The sequence below is a fragment of the Sulfitobacter sp. TMED3 genome (assembly GCF_002167505.1).
GTDB classification, from domain to species: domain Bacteria; phylum Pseudomonadota; class Alphaproteobacteria; order Rhodobacterales; family Rhodobacteraceae; genus Sulfitobacter; species Sulfitobacter pontiacus.
Map to the genome: position 1 here is coordinate 1 of NZ_NHBI01000050.1, position 16,602 is coordinate 16,602.

A 16,602-nucleotide genomic window follows, 5' to 3' on the forward strand; every position below is an offset into this window, starting at 1 on the left:
CTGGCGGGCGGCGACCCGACGGAACGGATGATGACGCGCACCCATGGCGACGGCACCACCAACCAGTGGCAAGAGGTCGCGATGGTCTGGACCCGCGTCGGCGTGCCGGTGATCGCGGCGCTGCATGGCAAGACCTACGGCGCGGGCCTGCAACTCGCGCTCGGGGCCGATATCCGCATCGCGGCCCCTGATACCGAAATGGCGGTGATGGAGATGAAATGGGGCATCGTCCCGGATATGGGCGGTATGGTCCTACTGCCCAAACTGGTGCGCGGCGACGTGCTGCGACTGATGACCTATACCGCGCAACCCATCGGGGCAGAGCAAGCCGAACGCTGGGGGCTAATCACCCAGATCGCCGAAGACCCGCTGGCCGCCGCGATGGCGCTTGCCACCACCATCGCCGGCAAAAGTCCAAGCGCCATCAAGGCCGCCAAACGTCTGACCGCCTTGGCTGAGACGGGAACCGAAACGGAGGTTTTGCGCGCGGAATCCCGTGAACAGGCGGCGCTGCTGGGACGCCCGCACCAGATGGAAGTCATCGCCGCAGAATTCGGCAAACGCCCGGCGGTCTTCAACGACTAGCGTCGCAAAAAAGTCAGCCCCGCCTGATTGCTCAGACGGGGCCTTCCAAATGGACGATCTTTGCTTCCCAGCGAGGACCGCAGGCCGATCGTGCACCGGTATTCGTTTCCAAATGGTAAAAAAATCCTCGCCGAAGGCATCTTTTGGAGCGTCAAAAGAGATTTTTGCCTTCGGCGAGGATTTAAAGCCATTTGGAAGCGGTACTGATTATCCCAGCTCGGCCAAACGGTTCAGAGCGGCCTGAAGCTGGTCCGCTTCTTCCTGCCGCGCATCAAGGTTGCTTTGGGCTTCGGCGACAACTTCGGCCGGGGCGGAAGCGGCGAATTTGGGGTTGTTGAGACGCCCTTTCAGGCCGCCGATTTCTTTACCCAGCTTATCCAGCGACTTTTGCAGACGCGCTTTTTCCGCGTCGATGTCGATCAGCCCCGCAAGCGGGAGGCCAAAGCTCGCGCCCGGCGCGGCGATGGAGACGGTGCCTTTGGGGAAGCTCTCTGTCTTCTCAAGGGTTTCGACCCGCGCCAAACGTTTGATCATCGCCTCGTTGCGGTCCCATGCGGTTTGGCCGGCAGCGTCCATATCGGTATAAAGCATGGGCACTTTGAGCCCCGCAGGCACATGCATCTGTGCGCGCGCCGAACGGATGGATTCGATCAGGCCGATCACCCAGTTGAGTTCGCGGTCGGCATCAGCGTCCAGCATCTCGGCGGTGCTGTAGGTCGGCCAGTCGCCATGCACCAGCATCTTGGAACGGGTCGCCGTGGTCTGCCACAGTTCCTCGGTGATGTAGGGCATGATCGGGTGGAGCAGTACAAGGCATTGATCCAGCACCCATTTCAGCGTCTGGCGAGTCTCGGCGGCCTCTGGCGCGCCGTCTTGCAGCAGGGGTTTGGAGAGTTCAACGTACCAGTCGCAGACCTTGCCCCAGACAAAGGCGTACAGCGCATTGGCCGCGTCGTTGAAACGGTAGTTGTCCAGTGCGGCGTCGACTTCCTCGCGGACGCGGGCGGTTTCGCCGATGATCCATTTGTTCAGCGTGTGATCGACCTGGGTGTGGCTGGTGTAGGTCACTGCCGCGACGCTGTCCTCGAACACGCCGTTCATCTCGGCGAAACGGTGGGCGTTCCACAGTTTGGTGCCGAAGTTACGGTAGCCCGCGATGCGTGCGGTCGACAGTTTCAGGTCGCGCCCCATGGCGGCCATTGCCGTTAGGGTAAAGCGCACCGCATCCGCGCCGTATTCATCGATCAGGTCCAGTGGGTCCAGCACGTTGCCAAGCGATTTGGACATCTTCTTGCCCTTCTCGTCGCGCACCAGCGCGTGGACATAGACTGTATCAAACGGCTTTTGATCGACCACGGCGTATTGCATCATCATCATCCGGGCGACCCAGAAAAAGATGATGTCAAAGCCGGTGATCAGCACTGAAGTGGGGAAGTATTTCGCCAGCTCATCCGTCTGTTCTGGCCAGCCGAGCGTGCCGATGGGCCAAAGGCCCGAGGAGAACCAGGTGTCGAGCACATCAGGGTCGCGGGTGAGCGTCTTGCCGGGGGCCATCGCCTGTGCTTCGGCTTCGGTTGCCGCGCAGTATTCCTTGCCCTCGTCGTCGAACCACACGGGGATCTGGTGCCCCCACCACAATTGGCGCGAGATGCACCAGGGTTCGATGTTTTCCAGCCAGTTGAAGTATACCTTGCGGTCCTGTTCGGGCAGGATCTGTACTTCGCCGTTGCGCACCGCGTCGATGGCGGGTTGCACGATCTTCGAGGTCTCGACGAACCACTGATCGGTCAGCATCGGTTCGATCACCACTTTGGATCGGTCGCCGAAGGGCTGCATGATCTTTTTGGGCTCGACCAACGGGACCAGCGTCTCGTCCCGCTCTTCGCCGCCTTCTTCGGGGGCGAGGGGGGCTTTGACGGGCTTGCCCAAACGCGGATCGGTCGGCGGTACCATGACGGCCAAGCCTTCGGCGGTGATATCGGCGATGACCTTGGTGCGCGCCTCGAACCGGTCGAGGCCGCGGTATTCTTCGGGCACGAGGTTGATTTCTGTCGCGTCCGCGGGCGCGTCTTCACGGCCTTCGGCGATGGCGGCCGCGCGGGCGGCGGCGGCGTCATAGGGCAGGCCGTCGGCGCGCATCGCACCGCGGGTGTCCATCAGCGCGTAGAGCGGGATGTTGTTGCGTTTGGCGACGCCGTAGTCGTTGAAGTCATGCGCGCCGGTGATCTTCACCGCGCCCGAGCCGAAATTCTTGTCGGGGTATTCGTCNGTNATGATCGGGATNCGGCGGCGCTGCGCTTTGGGGCCNACGGGGATNTCGCACAGCTTGCCNACGATCGGCGCATAGCGNTCGTCNGAGGTGTGNACCGCGACCGCGCCATCGCCCAGCATGGTTTCGGGGCGGGTCGTNGCGATAGAGATATAGTCGCGTTCCTCGGAAAGCGTCACGTTACCGTCTTCGTCTTTCTCGACGTACGTATAGGTCGCGCCATCGGCCAGCGGGTATTTGAAGTGCCACATGTGCCCGTCGACTTCGGTGGATTCGACTTCGAGGTCGGAAATCGCGGTCTCGAAATGGGGGTCCCAGTTGACCAGACGCTTGCCGCGATAGATCAGGCCCTTGTTNTACATATCCACGAAGACCTTGATCACGGCGTCATGGAAGTTGCCTTCCTCGCCCGCGGGGGCACCGGGGGCACCGGACATGGTAAAGGCGTTGCGNGACCAATCAAGCGANGTGCCCAGACGTTTNAGCTGGCCGATNATCGTGCCGCCGGACTTCTGCTTTTGCTCCCAGACNTTGGCGGTGAAATCCTCGCGGGTGAAATCGGTGCGGCGTTTGCCGTCTTTGGCAAGCTCGCGTTCCACCACCATCTGCGTCGCGATACCGGCGTGGTCCTGACCGGGCTGCCANAGCGTGTCAAAGCCNCGCATCCGGTGCCANCGCACCAGAATATCCTGCAATGTATTGTTGAACGCATGGCCCATGTGCAGCGATCCTGTCACGTTGGGCGGCGGGATCATGACCGAAAAGGTTTCCTTGCGCGAGGCATTGGCACCGGCCTTGAAGGCACCGGACTCTTCCCATGCGGCATAGAGGCGGGCTTCGGCCTGGGCGGCGTCAAAATTCTTGTCGAGGGCCATGATCAGCGTCCTTCTATTCACGTAGCGCTTTGAGCTTTGGGATGATCTAGCCGAGCGGGGCGTAAAGGGGAAGGCTGGGGGGCCGAAAACTTGGCGTAGCAGCGCCAGCTTTCGCNCCGCNTCGTATGGACATCGCCGGTTTGGCGCTTAAGGTCGGGCGCAACACCAAGATGATGATCAAAGGATGCCGCCAGATGGAAAAGTTCGGGAAAAGCCAACCGGTCAAACGGGTCGAGGATGTGCGGTTTCTGACCGGCGAGGGGCGCTATGTGGATGACATCGCGCCAACCGACGCGCTGCATGCCTATTTCTTCCGCTCGCCCGTCGCACATGGGGTGATCACGACGCTGGATGTCACAGATGCGGCCGAGGCAGAGGGCGTGCATGCGGTGCTCACGATCGAGGATCTGGAAGCNNCGGGGATGGATATCTCTATGGCGGCGACCGTGTTGCAGAACCGCGATGGCACGGAAGGGGCCAANCCCTTGCGTCCGATGCTTGCCAAGGGGCGCGTGCGCTTCGTGGGGGAGCCCGTCGCNGTGGTGATTGCCGAGACNTTGAACCAGGCGCGCGACGCGGCGGAGCTGATCGCATTCGACGTTGACGATCTGCCCACCCATATGACGTTGGAGCGGGGCGGNGAGACGCTGCACCCCGAAGCGCCGGANAACATGGCNTTNGACTGGGGCATGGGCGANGAGGCGGCGACGCAAAAGGCATTTGATGNCGCAGCGAAAACCGTCAGNCTGAACGTGGGCGACAACCGTATCATCGTCAACGCGATGGAGCCGCGCGGCTGCTATGCGGAATGGAACGACGGCAAGGTGCATCTTGCGAACAACGGGCAGGGCGTCTGGGTGCACAAGGGCAACCTCAAGCGCGTTTTCGGGCTGGATGNTGACCACGTGCANGTCACAAACCCCGACACAGGCGGCGGTTTCGGCATGAAGGCNGCNGCCTATCCCGAATATTTCTCGGTCGCGCAGGCGGCGCGGGCCTTGGGGCGTCCGGTGCGCTGGATGTCGGACCGGACCGAAGCCATGCTCAGCGACAATGGCGGGCGCGATCTGACTTCGCTTGCGGAATTCGCCTTTGACGAAAACAACAAGATCACGGCCTACCGCGTCCGCACCAAATGCAANCTCGGGGCCTATAACAGCCAGTTCGGCCAGCCCATTCAGGCGCTGCTGTTCAGCAAGGTCTTGATGGGCGTCTATGATGTGCAGACCACNTGGCTGCAGGTCGAAGGCTATTACACCAACACGGTGCAGACCGATGCCTATCGTGGTGCCGGCCGACCCGAGGCGATCTATGTGCTGGAGCGCTTGATGGACCGCGCCGCGCGCGAGTTGGGCNTCGACCCGTGGGAGCTGCGCCGGATCAACTTTATCAAGCCCGAACAGTTTCCCTATACCTCTGCCACGGGCGAGCTTTACGATGTGGGCGAATTCAACCGCTTGCTGNCCCGCGTCGCCGTCGAGGCGGATCATGATGGCTTTGCAGCGCGCAAGGCGGCGGATGCGGCCAAGGGGCTGCTGCGCGGGCAGGGGCTTTGCTATTACATCGAAAGCATCCTTGGCGATCCGGCAGAGGGGGCCAAGGTCGNGTTCAACGAAGACGGCACCGTGTNCATCTATGTTGGCACTCAATCGAACGGACAGGGGCATGAAACCGTCTATGCGCAATTCCTATCGGATCAGACCGGGATCCCGGCTGAATTGATCCACGTCATTCAAGGCGATAGCGATCTGATCAAACAGGGCGGCGGGACNGGCGGCTCGCGCTCTGTCACCACGCAAAGCACGGCAACGCTGGCGACGGTGGCCAAGATGACCGAAGCTTTCACCGCNTTTCTGTCTGACGAAATGGGCGTGCCNGCGGCGCAGATCAGCTTTGACGACGAACGCTTCCGCGCGGACGGGTCGAACATGACCCCCACCNTGCTGGAGGTCGCCGAAATGGCCCGCCAGAAAGGCCGCGACGATCTGCTGGTNCACCACGAACGGGCNACNNTGCCGGGGCGCAGCTATCCCAANGGGGCNCATGTGTCNGANGTGGTGATCGACCCNGAAACAGGCGTTGTGACCGTNGACCGCTATACGGTGGTGGATGATTTCGGCAATCTGATNAACCCGATGCTGGCCGAAGGTCAGGTGCATGGCGGGGTGGTGCAAGGCATCGGCCAAGCTATTCAGGAGCATGTGGTCTATGACGAAGACGGCCAGCTGCTGACGGCCTCTTTCATGGATTACGCGATCCCGCGCGCGGCGGATGTGCCGTTCGTGTCCTTCAACTCCGAACCCGTGCCATCTACGGCGAACCTGATGGGGATGAAGGGCTGTGGCGAGGCGGGGACCGTGGGCGCATTGGCGGCCGTGTCGAACGCGGTACAGGATGCCCTGTGGGAGCGTGGCGTGCGTCAGGCCGACATGCCGTTCACACCGCATAAAGTCTGGGCCTTGCTGAACGACAGCGCCATCGCGGCGGAGTGAGCTTGGCTTGTCTCGGGGCGCGTCACCCGCCCCGAGGCAGTGCTTTAGCCCGTGATCTTCATCACGATGCAGGTGGTTGAACCGGTGGCATACAGCTTGCCATCCTCGACCCCGCGAATTTCGCCGTGCGCGACACCGGTAGAACGACCCACGTGATCGGTCGTGCCGATGCAGTCGATCTGCATGCCCAAGGGGATCGAACGCAGAATGTTAATCTTGTATTCTAGGGTCGTATAAACCGACCCGCGCGGGACTTTGGTCATCACGGCGCAGGCCATCGCGGAATCGAGCAAGGTGCCGTACCAGCCCCCATGCACGGTCCCCATCGGGTTGGTCACGTTGAACTCGGGCGTGCCGCGAAATACCGCACGGCCCTCGGACACGTCATGCAGCGCATAGCCCAAGGTGCCGCCAATGGGCGGGCCGGGGTTGGTGCCGTCCAGGATCTTCTGCATGAATTCCAACCCGCTGAGGGAGAGCGCTTCGGATTGGCTCAGCAAATCTTCGGGTGTTTCGGCGAGGCGTGGCATAAAAAATCTCCGGCAGTTGAATGCCGGAGAAGACTGTTCTGTTCTTGACCCAAGGGCAAGTTGTGCGGTGGTTTTACGCCACGTCGGACAGCGATGTTTGCGCCGTCACCCCAAGGGCACGACAGACGGCGCGGGTCAGCTCGGGCCGGTTGAGCGTGTAGAAATGCAGGTTCTCGACACCTTCCGACACCAGCTCGCTGCACATTTCGGTGCATAGCGCGGTGGAAAGCAGATCGTGGCGGTCATCGCGGATCGCGGCGGCATAGGCTTCGTCCAGTGCTGCTGGCACGCTGGCCCCGCAGCGGGTGGCAAAGTTGCGCGCCGATTTCCAGTTTGTCACCGGCATGATGCCCGGGGTGATCGTCTTGGTGATCCCCGCCGCGGCACAGGCGTCGCGGAAGCGCAGGAATGTTTCGGTCTCGAAGAAGAACTGGGTGATCGCCTCGTCCGCGCCGGCGTCGAATTTGCGTTTCAGCCATTCGACGTTCTGCGCCTGATCGTGGGATTCAGGGTGCGGTTCGGGGTAGGCCCCGACGCGCAGGGTGAACTTGCCGGTCTTTGCCAGCGCCTCGATCAGCTCGACACTGTCGGCAAAGCCGTCCGCGTGGGGCGTAAAGGTCGGTGCACCGTTTTCGGGATCCCCGCGCAGGGCGACAATATCGGTCACGCCGATCTCGGCAAAGCTGTCGGCGACCTCAAGCGTTTCGGCCTTACTGGCCCCCACACAGGTCAGATGCGCGGCAACCGGCAGGCCAGAGGTGCGGCGCAGCACATGCGCAGAATCATGGGTCAGGTCGCGGGTAGACCCGCCCGCGCCGTAGGTCACAGAAAAGAAACGTGGGGCCAGCGGTGCCAGGGCCTGCGCCGTGTCCCAAAGACGGAACGACGCGTCCACGGATTTGGGCGGGAAGACTTCGAATGAAACGGCGGGACTGGTCATTTTTACGATCCTGTTTTTAGCTTTCATCTCTTGTCGCACAGATGCGGTTGTGAAACAAACTCATAACTTTCATTTTCAACATGAGGAACGCCTCATATGCATATCGAGTTCCGTCACCTGCGCACCATTCAGGCGATTCACGAAGCAGGCGGGCTGGCCCGCGCGGCAGAGACGATGAACATCACCCAATCAGCCCTGTCCCATCAGGTAAAGGGGTTGGAGGATCAGGCCGGCGTGGAGCTATTCGTGCGCCGGTCCAAGCCGCTGAAGCTGTCGCCCGCCGGGTTGCGGCTGCTCAAGCTGGCGCAGCAGGTCTTGCCGCAGCTTGAAGCAGCGCAGGCCGAATTCATGGGCCTGCGCGCGGGCAGCACAGGCCGCATGCATATCGCGATCGAATGTCACGCCTGTTTCGAATGGCTGTTCCCCGTGCTCGAACAATTCCGCAAAAGCTGGCCCGATGTGGATGTCGATATCCGCCCCGGTCTCGCGTTCGACGCCTTGCCTGCCTTGCTGCGCGAAGAGGTCGATTTGGTGGTGTCTTCCGACCCCGAAGAACTGCCGGGCGTGAAATTCGTCGAGCTGTTTGATTACAAGGCGGTCTTTGTCGCCTCCAGCACGCATCCCTTGGCGCAAAAGCCTTTTGTTGAAGCGGCGGATTTCCGGGGCGAGACGCTGATTACATATCCGGTGGAACGGACCCGTCTGGATGTGTTCAGCCAGCTCTTGATCCCCGCCAAGGTCGAACCGCTCGCGATCCGGCAGGTGGAGCTTACGGCGGTGATCCTGCTGCTGGTCGCGTCGAACAGGGGCGTGTCGGTGCTGCCCGATTGGGTCGTGCGCGAGGTGAAATACAGCAATGATTACGTCACCCGTCCGCTGACCGAGAACGGCATCACCCGCAGGCTTTATGCGGCGGTGCGCGAGGATGATCTGGAGAAACCGTTTATGACCAAGCTCCTGGGGTTGGCAGGGGAAGAGGCGCGCAAACTGCAGCGGGCCTGATCGCTGCTGCCCTTAGCGGTGCAGCCGCGGGTCGAGCGCGAAGTCTTCCTGCACCACATCGTCGTAGTGATCGGCTGCCTTTTGGGCGTCAAAGATCAGGTTCCAGCTGTGCCGCGATACCGTTGACGGGATCAGCACAAACAGATGATCGCGCAGCAGCGCGTCGCCAAATCCCTTTTGCCCCGCACCATGGGCACCGGGCACCAGCCAGTTCGGATTGGGGACATCCGCGGCTTGCACCATATGCACCGTCGTCGGGTCGATCACACGGCCCGATGTCAGCACGTGATGCGCGGTGTCCAGCGCCTTGAACCCCTTGTGCACCGCAACCTCGAGGATCGCGGTGGCAGGGTCGAGCGCGGTATAGACCGCCCGCACACCGCTGCTGTTCCAGCGTCCACCGACGCGGTAAGCCCCTTCGCCGCTGTGCCATGTGGGGGCATGCTGCCGTTGATCCAGCCGCCAAAACCGCAGCTCGCCCGTCCCAAGCGGCGGGGGCAAAGGGGTCAAGCGTAGACCCCGTACTCCATCCGGGTGAGCGCGTTTTCAACGGCTTCCGCCCCCGCTGCCGACGACAGCAGGTCAATCGGGCGGCGGTTATCAAGGCCGATGGCAGGGGCCAGCATCCATGCTTCTGCGGCGTCCTGATCGCCCAAGACATCCGTCGCCTGCGCCAGCAGCTCGGCAAAGCGCCACGCGCGGCTGCTTTGTTCGGGGGACAGCCGGTCCTTGCCCTTGTCGGCTTTCTTGCGCTGAAGCGTGCGCAGGCTCATCCCGATCGCCTTGTTCAGCGCATCGCCCGAGGACAACACCGACACGGTATCGACCAGATGCAGCAGCGCTTTGGAGGAGATGCCTTTGACGATCACATCATGCGCATCAAGCGAGTTGCGCACCGTCTGGTTGATCACCTTGCGGCCGCCCAGCAGATGGAACGCACGCACAGCGTCATCTGCATCCACGTCGATCAGGGGGATTGCACTGCTGTCGGATTGAAAGGCCGTCGCACCCATGGCTGAACTCCTTTTCGTCATGTGTCGTAAAATATATGACACGTGACGCGGTGTTTTTCAAGGGGGCGGGGGGCTCGCATTCATGCGAAGAAGGGCAGGGGCGCGGACGCCCCCGCCGGTAGGGTGTTAGCCAACCTTGACGATGGCCTTGCCTTGGTTGCCACCGGTCAACAGGTCCATNAACGCTTGTGGCGCGTTTTCCAGNCCCTCGGTAATGTCCTCTTTCACCGCAATGGTGCCGTCGGCGACCTTGGGGGCNACTTCCTTGAGGAANTTGGGGAAGTTGTTCCAGTGGTTCGAGATGATGAAGCCGTTCACGCTGAGGAAGTTCACAAGGATCGTGCGCCANANNTTCGGCGCGGTCAGCGCCTCTTCGGCGGCACCGGCACCCAGACCACCGGCGTTATACCATGCGATCATACCGCAGATCGGGATACGCCCATGCGGGTTCATCATCGGGATCACGGCCTCAAGCACTTTGCCACCGACGTTTTCAAAATAGATGTCGATCCCCTTGGGGCAGGCGTCTTTCAACGCGGCGCGCAGGGATTTNGCGTCGTCATAGGCGCGGTGGTCGATGCATTCGTCAAAGCCAAAGTGTTCCTTGGCCATGGCGCATTTGTCCGCGCCGCCTGCAATGCCCACGACGCGCAGCCCGTGCGACTTGGCGATCTGGCCGACCATCGACCCGACCGGACCCGTTGCCGCCGCGACGACGAGTGTTTCACCCTCCTTCGGGCGACCATATTCCATCAANCCTTGCCAGCCGGTAAATCCGGGCATGCCCAGAACNCCAAGCGACGTGGTGATCGANACCTGATCCGGATCGACCTTGCGCAGTTGGTTCGCTGGCAGCACGCCATGTGTGGCCCAGCCCAGCATCCCGAACGCATGATCGCCGGGTTTGAAGTCGGGGCTGTTGGAGGCGATGACCTCCCCGACCGAACCGCCCTCCATCGTGCCGCCGACAGGCACCGGNGCCGCATAGGATTTCGCGTCGTCCATGCGGCCACGCATATAGGGGTCAAGCGACATGTATTTCACACGGACCAGCACTTCGCCGTCGCCGGGGGTGGGCACGGGCCCTTCTTCAAGGCGGAAGTTATCGGCGGTCGGGGCCCCGTCAGGGCGCGACGCAAGCACAATTCGTTTCATCTGGTCGGACATTTTGCTTTCCTCCTTAGCAATGTTTCTGGCACGTTATATGGAAATCGAAGGCAAGCAAGGCAACCGCGCGCGCCACGTTGCGTCAGATGCCGCTGCCCCCTTGGCAAATGCGGCATGGGGGCTTATACGCACGGCCTGATCCATCAAAGGACACGGAAATATGGTTGGCAGTGCAAATCTAAACATCATGATCAAGGCGGCCCGCCGGGCGGGGCGCGGGTTGGTCAAGGATTTCCGTGAGGTCGAGAACCTTCAGGTGTCCATGAAGGGGGCCGGCGACTTTGTCAGCCGCGCCGATATTCAGGCGGAAAANACGCTCAAGGCCGAGCTGATGGGCGCACGCCCGACCTATGGCTGGCTGGCCGAAGAGGGTGGCGAGGAAGAGGGCCAAGACCCCACACGCCGCTGGATCGTCGATCCGCTGGACGGGACAACNAACTTTTTGCACGGTCTGCCCCATTGGGCGGTNTCCATCGCGCTGGAGCATAAAGGCCAGATCGTCGCGGGCGTCGTCTTTGATCCCGCCAAGGACGAGATGTTCTTTGCCGAAAAAGGCACGGGNGCCTGGATGAACGAAGGCCGTTTGCGNGTCTCGGGCCGTTCGCGGATGATTGAATCGGTTTTTGCCACCGGTCTGCCCTTTGGCGGTCGCGGAGATTTGCCGGACACCCTGCGTGATCTGGGCCGCATCTTGCCGGTTTGCGCCGGTGTGCGTCGCTGGGGCTCTGCCGCGCTGGATCTGGCCTATGTGGCCGCNGGTCGCTATGATGGCTANTGGGAGCGCCGGTTGAACAAATGGGATCTGGCGGCGGGCATGTTGATCGTGCGCGAAGCAGGCGGCATGGTCGAGCCNCTGAACCCCGANGGCAACATTCTGGACGATGGTGAAATCGTCTGCGCCAATGAGGCGCTGTTCAGCGGATTTTCAAAAATCGCACGCGGGTGATCCTGTGGCCGAGGGCNGGATGCCTTCGGCGAGGATTTAAACCATTTGGAAGCGCCCGTCGGCTATTTGTCTGACGGGTGGTTGATACCGTCGGTGTAGGGGATCGGTTCCTGTGTCCAGGGCGCGGCCCCGTCGATACACCCCAGATTGACGCCGCATTGCGCGGGGTCTGAACGACGCTGGTGGTACATGTAGATGCCACAGATCTTGCAGAAGTAATGTTTCGCCGTATGGGTGCCCCAGGTGTAGAGCGTCAGATGCTCGGCCCCTTTGGTCACCTTGAGCGTGCTGGTGAGCGCCGTCACCGCGGGTGCCGCGCGGCGGCGGCAAAAGGAACAGGTGCAGCGTGTGGCCGAAGAGAGCCCCTCTGGCAGGGTGGCGGTCAGGGTGACGCTGCCGCAGTGACAGGTCGCGCTATGGGTGCTGGCGGTCATTTTCGTTTCACTTTCGGGATACGGCTGGCGGAGGTGGGGTAGGTCGCTTGCGGGTGCGGCGGGTGGCCGTCTGTGGCCGACCAGAAGCGCGGCCCGCCCAAGCGCAGCCACAGTGGAATGGTCAGCACCATGCCTACGATAAACCCGCCCGCGTGCGCCCAATAGGCGACGCCGCCCACGGTCGGGTCCGCCCCGACGCCACCGATAAACTGCATCCCCAGCCACAAGCCCAGCATGATCCATGCGGGGATCGGAAAGATGCGGAAGAACACGATAAAGATGATCAGGATGTCGACCTTGGCTTTGGGGTAAAGCAACAGATAGCCGCCCATCACCCCCGCAATGGCGCCCGATGCCCCGACTGTCGGGACCGGCGAATAGGGGGCAGAGATCACATGAGCCAGCGCCGACAGCAGCCCGCAGGCGAGATAGAACAGCAGATAGGCACCGTGGCCCATCTCGTCTTCTATATTGTCGCCAAAGATGTAGAGAAACAGCATGTTACCCGCGAGATGCATCCAGCCGCCATGCAGGAACATCGAGGTGAGGATGCCGGTATAGCCATCCCCCGTGGTGACGCGGCCGGGGATGAGCGCCCAGTCGAAGAAGAAGATATTGAGCGCGCGGTCGTCGCTGAACAGCCCGACATAGCTGAGGAAAACGCCGATATTCACCGCCATCAGCAGATAGGTGACATAGGGCGTGCGGCCGGACGGGTTGTGATCGCGAATGGGGAACATGGGCTGACCCTTAGCCATTGCGCGGGTGCGGTCAAGGGCGGGCGTCGGAACGCCCGCCCATGTGGCAGATCAGCCGGCAGCCCCCAACAGCTGCGCGTTCCCGCCAGAGGCGGTGGTGTCGACGCAGACATGGCGTTCGGCGCGGACGCGGGCGGTATCGGGAAGCCCGCGCAGCAGCGGGATGATCGGCCCGTCGCGTTCAGACAGGGCTTGTTCCAGTTTGCGCGCGGTCGCCTCGTCTCCCCACCAGAGCACACCACCGTAGGCTGGCCCGTCGGTCAGCGCGGTCGCGTCGATGCTGCCTGACAGCTCCACCGCGTTCCCACCAAGGGCCGTGACCGCGCGAGCTTGCTCGGCTGCGGTGTCCTTGCCCGGCCCCATGCACAAGAGCGCGGGACGCGGCAGGGTGCTGAGCCGGTTGGATTCGCCCGTGGGCCCCGGCAGCGTGATGGTTTCAAGGAAGGCCCCACTGTGGCCGGGCAGCTTGGGCAGGTCTTTCTGCGTGCTGTCCCATGTGTCCTCCACCACCTTGAGGTCAGGTGCGCTGAAACGGGGGAGGTAGTTCGGACCGCCCGCTTTCGGACCTGTACCCGACAGGCCTTCGCCGCCGAAGGGCTGGCTGCCGACGATCGCGCCGATCTGGTTGCGGTTGACGTATATGTTGCCCGCCTCGATCCGTTCCGAGACATGCTGCACCCGGTCATCGATGCGGGTGTGCAGCCCGAAGGTCAGCCCGTAGCCCGTGGCATTGATCGCGTCGATGACCTTGTCGAGTTCGGTCGCCTTGAACGTGGCGATGTGCAGGACGGGGCCGAAAATCTCGCGTTCCAGATCAGCGATCCCGTTCACGCGGATCATTGTCGGCGCGATGAAAGTGCCGACGGTGGGGGCGGTCAGCTCGGCGATGATCCGGCCCTCGGCGCGGGCGGTCTCGATATGCTCGGCGATGCCTTTTTGCGCGGTCTCGTCGATCACGGGGCCCACGTCGGTCGAGATGTCCCAAGGGTTGCCCATGACCAGCGCGTCCATCGCGCCTTCCAGCATCTCGATCACATCTTCGGCGATGTCTTCCTGGATATAGAGGCAGCGCAAGGCAGAGCAACGTTGCCCGGCAGATTGGAACGCGCTTTCGACAACCGATTGCACGGCCTGTTCGGGCAGGGCGGTGCTGTCGACGATCATGGCGTTCAGCCCCCCCGTTTCCGCGATCAGGATCGCACCGGGGTCACAATGTTCAGCCATCGCGGACCGGATGCGCAGCGCTGTGGCGGTAGATCCGGTGAAGGCCACGCCGTTGATCCGGTTGTCCGAGGTCAGCGCCGCGCCGACCTCGCCACCGCCGGGTAGCAGTTGCAACGCGTGACGCGGCACGCCCGCATCATGCAGCAAGGTCACGGCAAGGAAGGCGATCAGCGGGGTCTGTTCCGCCGGCTTGGCCAGCACCGCATTGCCCGCAGCNAGTGCCGCGCTGACCTGCCCGCAGAAAATCGCCAGCGGGAAGTTCCACGGCGAGATGCAGGTGAAAATGCCAGCGGGGGGCGTGTTGGTCGCCTGCTGTGCGTAGTAGCGCAGGAAATCCACCGCCTCGCGCAGTTCTGCCACGCAGTCGGGCAGGCCTTTGCCGGCCTCGCGCGACAGCAGGGCGAAAATCTCGCCGTAGTGCGATTCCAGCATATCGGCTGCGCGCAACAGGACCTCGCGGCGTTCNTCTAGCGGGGCGTCCCAGACGGCGGCATTGTCCAACGCTTTGGCGACNTCAGCCTCGGACGCGTTGCGCACGGTGCCGGGGCTGCGGCCAGAGGCNGCAGGGTTCATCAGGCGTGCCGATTTCTTGGGCTTNGCCTCGCCGTTCAACAGNGGCACGGCGGCCCAACGGTGGGCTTTCCACGGCGCGCGGGCGGATTCGATCACNTCCAGCGTCGGNGTATGCATCAGATCGAACCCCATCGAGTTCACGCGCGCNGGGGCATAAAGCTCGGGCCCGGTGGGGATGTGCAAACCGCTTTCCGCGAGGCTGTCGAAGGGGTCGGCAGCGACGACCTCGGGGGCGACGTCTTCGTCGACGATCTGGTTCACAAAGCTTGAGTTCGCGCCGTTTTCCAACAGGCGTCGCACAAGATAGGCCAGCAGATCGGCATGTGCGCCCACGGGGGCGTAGACGCGACAATGGGTGCCGTGNTTGTCCATCACGATGTTATGAAGGGTTTCGCCCATGCCGTGCAGACGTTGGAATTCGAACTTCTCTTTATCCTCGGCCATATGCAGTACGGCGGCGACCGTATGCGCGTTATGNGTGGCGAACTGCGGATAGATCCGGTCGGTCATGTTCAGCAGTTTGCGCGCGTTGGCGATATAGGACACATCGGTCGCNGCTTTTTGGGTGAAGACGGGGAAGCCNTCGACACCTTTGACCTGNGCGCGTTTGATCTCGGTGTCCCAGTAGGCNCCTTTCACCAAGCGGACCATNANNTTGCGGTCGTGGCGGATCGCCATGTCATACAGCGCATCGATCACCACACCAGCGCGGGGGCCATAGGCCTGCACCACGATGCCGAAACCGTCCCAACCNGACAGCGCAGGTTCGGAGAGCACCTTTTCGATCACATCCAGCGACAGGCCCAGACGGTCGGCTTCCTCGGCGTCGACGTTCAGCCCCATGCCGGCGGATTTCGCCAGCAAGGCAAGCGCCCNCAGACGCGGCACCAGATCACGCATGACGGATGCTTCNTGCGCGACCTCATAGCGCGGATGCAGGGCCGACAGCTTGACCGAGATGCCGGGGTTCTTGCGGCTGTCCTTGTGCACGCAGGCCGTCGCGATGGCAGAGATCGCNCGGCTGTAGCTCAGGTGATAGCGTTTGGCATCGCTTTCGGTGCGCGCGGCTTCGCCCAACATGTCATAGCTATAGGTATAGCCCTTCTTCTCCATGCCCTTNGCGCGTTCCATCGCGGCGTTGATGTTCTCGCCCAGAACAAACTGGCGGCCCATTTCCTTCATCGCNCGGCTGACGGCGGTGCGGATCACCGGTTCGCCCAGACGTTTGATGGCTGCGCGCAGGTGGCGCACNGGGCCGGGNTGGTCATCGTCCAGCACGCGGCCGGTCAGCATCAGNGCCCATGTGGACGCNTTCACCANCGGCGAGGTGGAGTGCCCCATATGCCGGCCCCAGTCAGAGGGCGCGATCTTGTCCTCGATCAGCGCGTCGATGGTCTCGGCGTCGGGCACACGCAGCAGCGCTTCGGCAAGGCACATCAGCGCGACNCCTTCGTCGGTGGACAGACCGTATTCGGCCAGAAACACTTCCATGATACCGGGGGAGGTATGGCCGCGGATATCGCGCACGATCTGTGCCGCGTCTTGCGTGATCTTGACCCGTTCCTCTGGCGACAGATGCGCATTGCGCACCAGTTCACGCAAGACGTTGTCCTGGTCGGTGTAGGTGCCTGCGTCAATCTGGTGGCGCAAAATAGGGGAAGAATCGCGTGCCATGAGGTACTCCAACTGATAATTGCGCTAGAATAGCTCGGGAATAGTAGTATTAGTTCCTGATTCCGGCCAGTTTGGTGGGTAAACCGCTTTATTATTGGGCCTCTTGCGTGACAAACGACG

The 16,602-nt window shown here is 62.3% G+C and carries 13 protein-coding genes; 4 read left to right on the plus strand and 9 right to left on the minus strand.

Going from position 1 to position 16,602, the window contains the following annotated elements; genetic code table 11:
- Positions 1-585, plus strand: a 585-nt coding sequence (locus CBB63_RS12495) for an enoyl-CoA hydratase-related protein (RefSeq protein ID WP_286699381.1), incomplete at its 5' end; no start/stop codon positions are given.
- Between the two features lie 207 nt (positions 586-792).
- On the opposite strand, the gene CBB63_RS12500 is transcribed toward CBB63_RS12495, so the two are convergent.
- Complete coding sequence (locus CBB63_RS12500) at positions 793-3,729, minus strand: valine--tRNA ligase (protein WP_286699382.1); 2,937 nt, start codon at positions 3,727-3,729, stop codon at positions 793-795.
- A gap of 194 nt (positions 3,730-3,923) precedes the next feature.
- On the opposite strand from CBB63_RS12500, the gene CBB63_RS12505 reads away from it, so the two are divergent.
- Positions 3,924-6,221: a xanthine dehydrogenase family protein molybdopterin-binding subunit gene (locus CBB63_RS12505; RefSeq protein ID WP_286699383.1), complete on the plus strand. Its 2,298-nt coding sequence runs from the start codon at positions 3,924-3,926 to the stop codon at positions 6,219-6,221.
- A 44-nt stretch (positions 6,222-6,265) separates the two neighbouring features.
- Here the strand turns inward: CBB63_RS12505 and CBB63_RS12510 are convergent, their stop codons facing one another.
- A complete protein-coding gene (locus CBB63_RS12510; protein ID WP_005849301.1) occupies positions 6,266-6,751 on the minus strand; it encodes a PaaI family thioesterase in 486 nt (161 codons plus the stop codon).
- A 73-nt stretch (positions 6,752-6,824) separates the two neighbouring features.
- Complete coding sequence (metF, locus tag CBB63_RS12515; RefSeq protein WP_005849299.1) at positions 6,825-7,691, minus strand: methylenetetrahydrofolate reductase [NAD(P)H]; 867 nt, start codon at positions 7,689-7,691, stop codon at positions 6,825-6,827.
- 96 nt (positions 7,692-7,787) lie between these two features.
- On the opposite strand from metF, the gene CBB63_RS12520 reads away from it, so the two are divergent.
- Positions 7,788-8,693 (plus strand): LysR family transcriptional regulator, encoded by a 906-nt coding sequence (locus tag CBB63_RS12520; protein WP_037963802.1) that lies wholly within the window; start codon positions 7,788-7,790, stop codon positions 8,691-8,693.
- A 12-nt stretch (positions 8,694-8,705) separates the two neighbouring features.
- On the opposite strand, the gene CBB63_RS12525 is transcribed toward CBB63_RS12520, so the two are convergent.
- The 3 genes from CBB63_RS12525 to curA form a co-directional block, all read right to left on the minus strand.
- Positions 8,706-9,203 carry an RES family NAD+ phosphorylase gene (locus CBB63_RS12525; RefSeq protein ID WP_005849296.1) on the minus strand — a complete coding sequence of 166 codons (498 nt, stop codon included), beginning with the start codon at positions 9,201-9,203 and terminating at the stop codon, positions 8,706-8,708.
- The gene (locus CBB63_RS12530; RefSeq protein ID WP_005849294.1) at positions 9,200-9,706 is read right to left on the minus strand and encodes an Xre family toxin-antitoxin system antitoxin; all 507 of its coding nucleotides are present in this window, start codon (positions 9,704-9,706) and stop codon (positions 9,200-9,202) included. The genes CBB63_RS12525 and CBB63_RS12530 overlap by 4 nt, the downstream gene beginning before the upstream one ends.
- Before the next feature lie 126 nt (positions 9,707-9,832).
- Complete coding sequence (curA, locus tag CBB63_RS12535; RefSeq protein ID WP_286699384.1) at positions 9,833-10,873, minus strand: NADPH-dependent curcumin/dihydrocurcumin reductase; 1,041 nt, start codon at positions 10,871-10,873, stop codon at positions 9,833-9,835.
- Between the two features lie 160 nt (positions 10,874-11,033).
- On the opposite strand from curA, the gene CBB63_RS12540 reads away from it, so the two are divergent.
- Positions 11,034-11,819 carry an inositol monophosphatase family protein gene (locus tag CBB63_RS12540; protein WP_286699385.1) on the plus strand — a complete coding sequence of 262 codons (786 nt, stop codon included), beginning with the start codon at positions 11,034-11,036 and terminating at the stop codon, positions 11,817-11,819.
- Between the two features lie 62 nt (positions 11,820-11,881).
- Here CBB63_RS12540 and CBB63_RS12545 read toward each other — a convergent pair whose 3' ends face one another.
- The 3 genes from CBB63_RS12545 to putA all read right to left on the minus strand — a co-directional run bounded on the left by CBB63_RS12545 (position 11,882) and on the right by putA (position 16,482).
- Positions 11,882-12,253: a GFA family protein gene (locus CBB63_RS12545; protein ID WP_005849286.1), complete on the minus strand. Its 372-nt coding sequence runs from the start codon at positions 12,251-12,253 to the stop codon at positions 11,882-11,884.
- Complete coding sequence (locus CBB63_RS12550; RefSeq protein ID WP_005849284.1) at positions 12,250-12,993, minus strand: rhomboid family intramembrane serine protease; 744 nt, start codon at positions 12,991-12,993, stop codon at positions 12,250-12,252. The genes CBB63_RS12545 and CBB63_RS12550 overlap by 4 nt, the downstream gene beginning before the upstream one ends.
- Positions 12,994-13,062: 69 nt before the next feature.
- A complete protein-coding gene (gene putA, locus CBB63_RS12555) occupies positions 13,063-16,482 on the minus strand; it encodes a bifunctional proline dehydrogenase/L-glutamate gamma-semialdehyde dehydrogenase PutA (RefSeq protein ID WP_286699386.1) in 3,420 nt (1,139 codons plus the stop codon).
- Positions 16,483-16,602 lie beyond the last annotated feature (120 nt).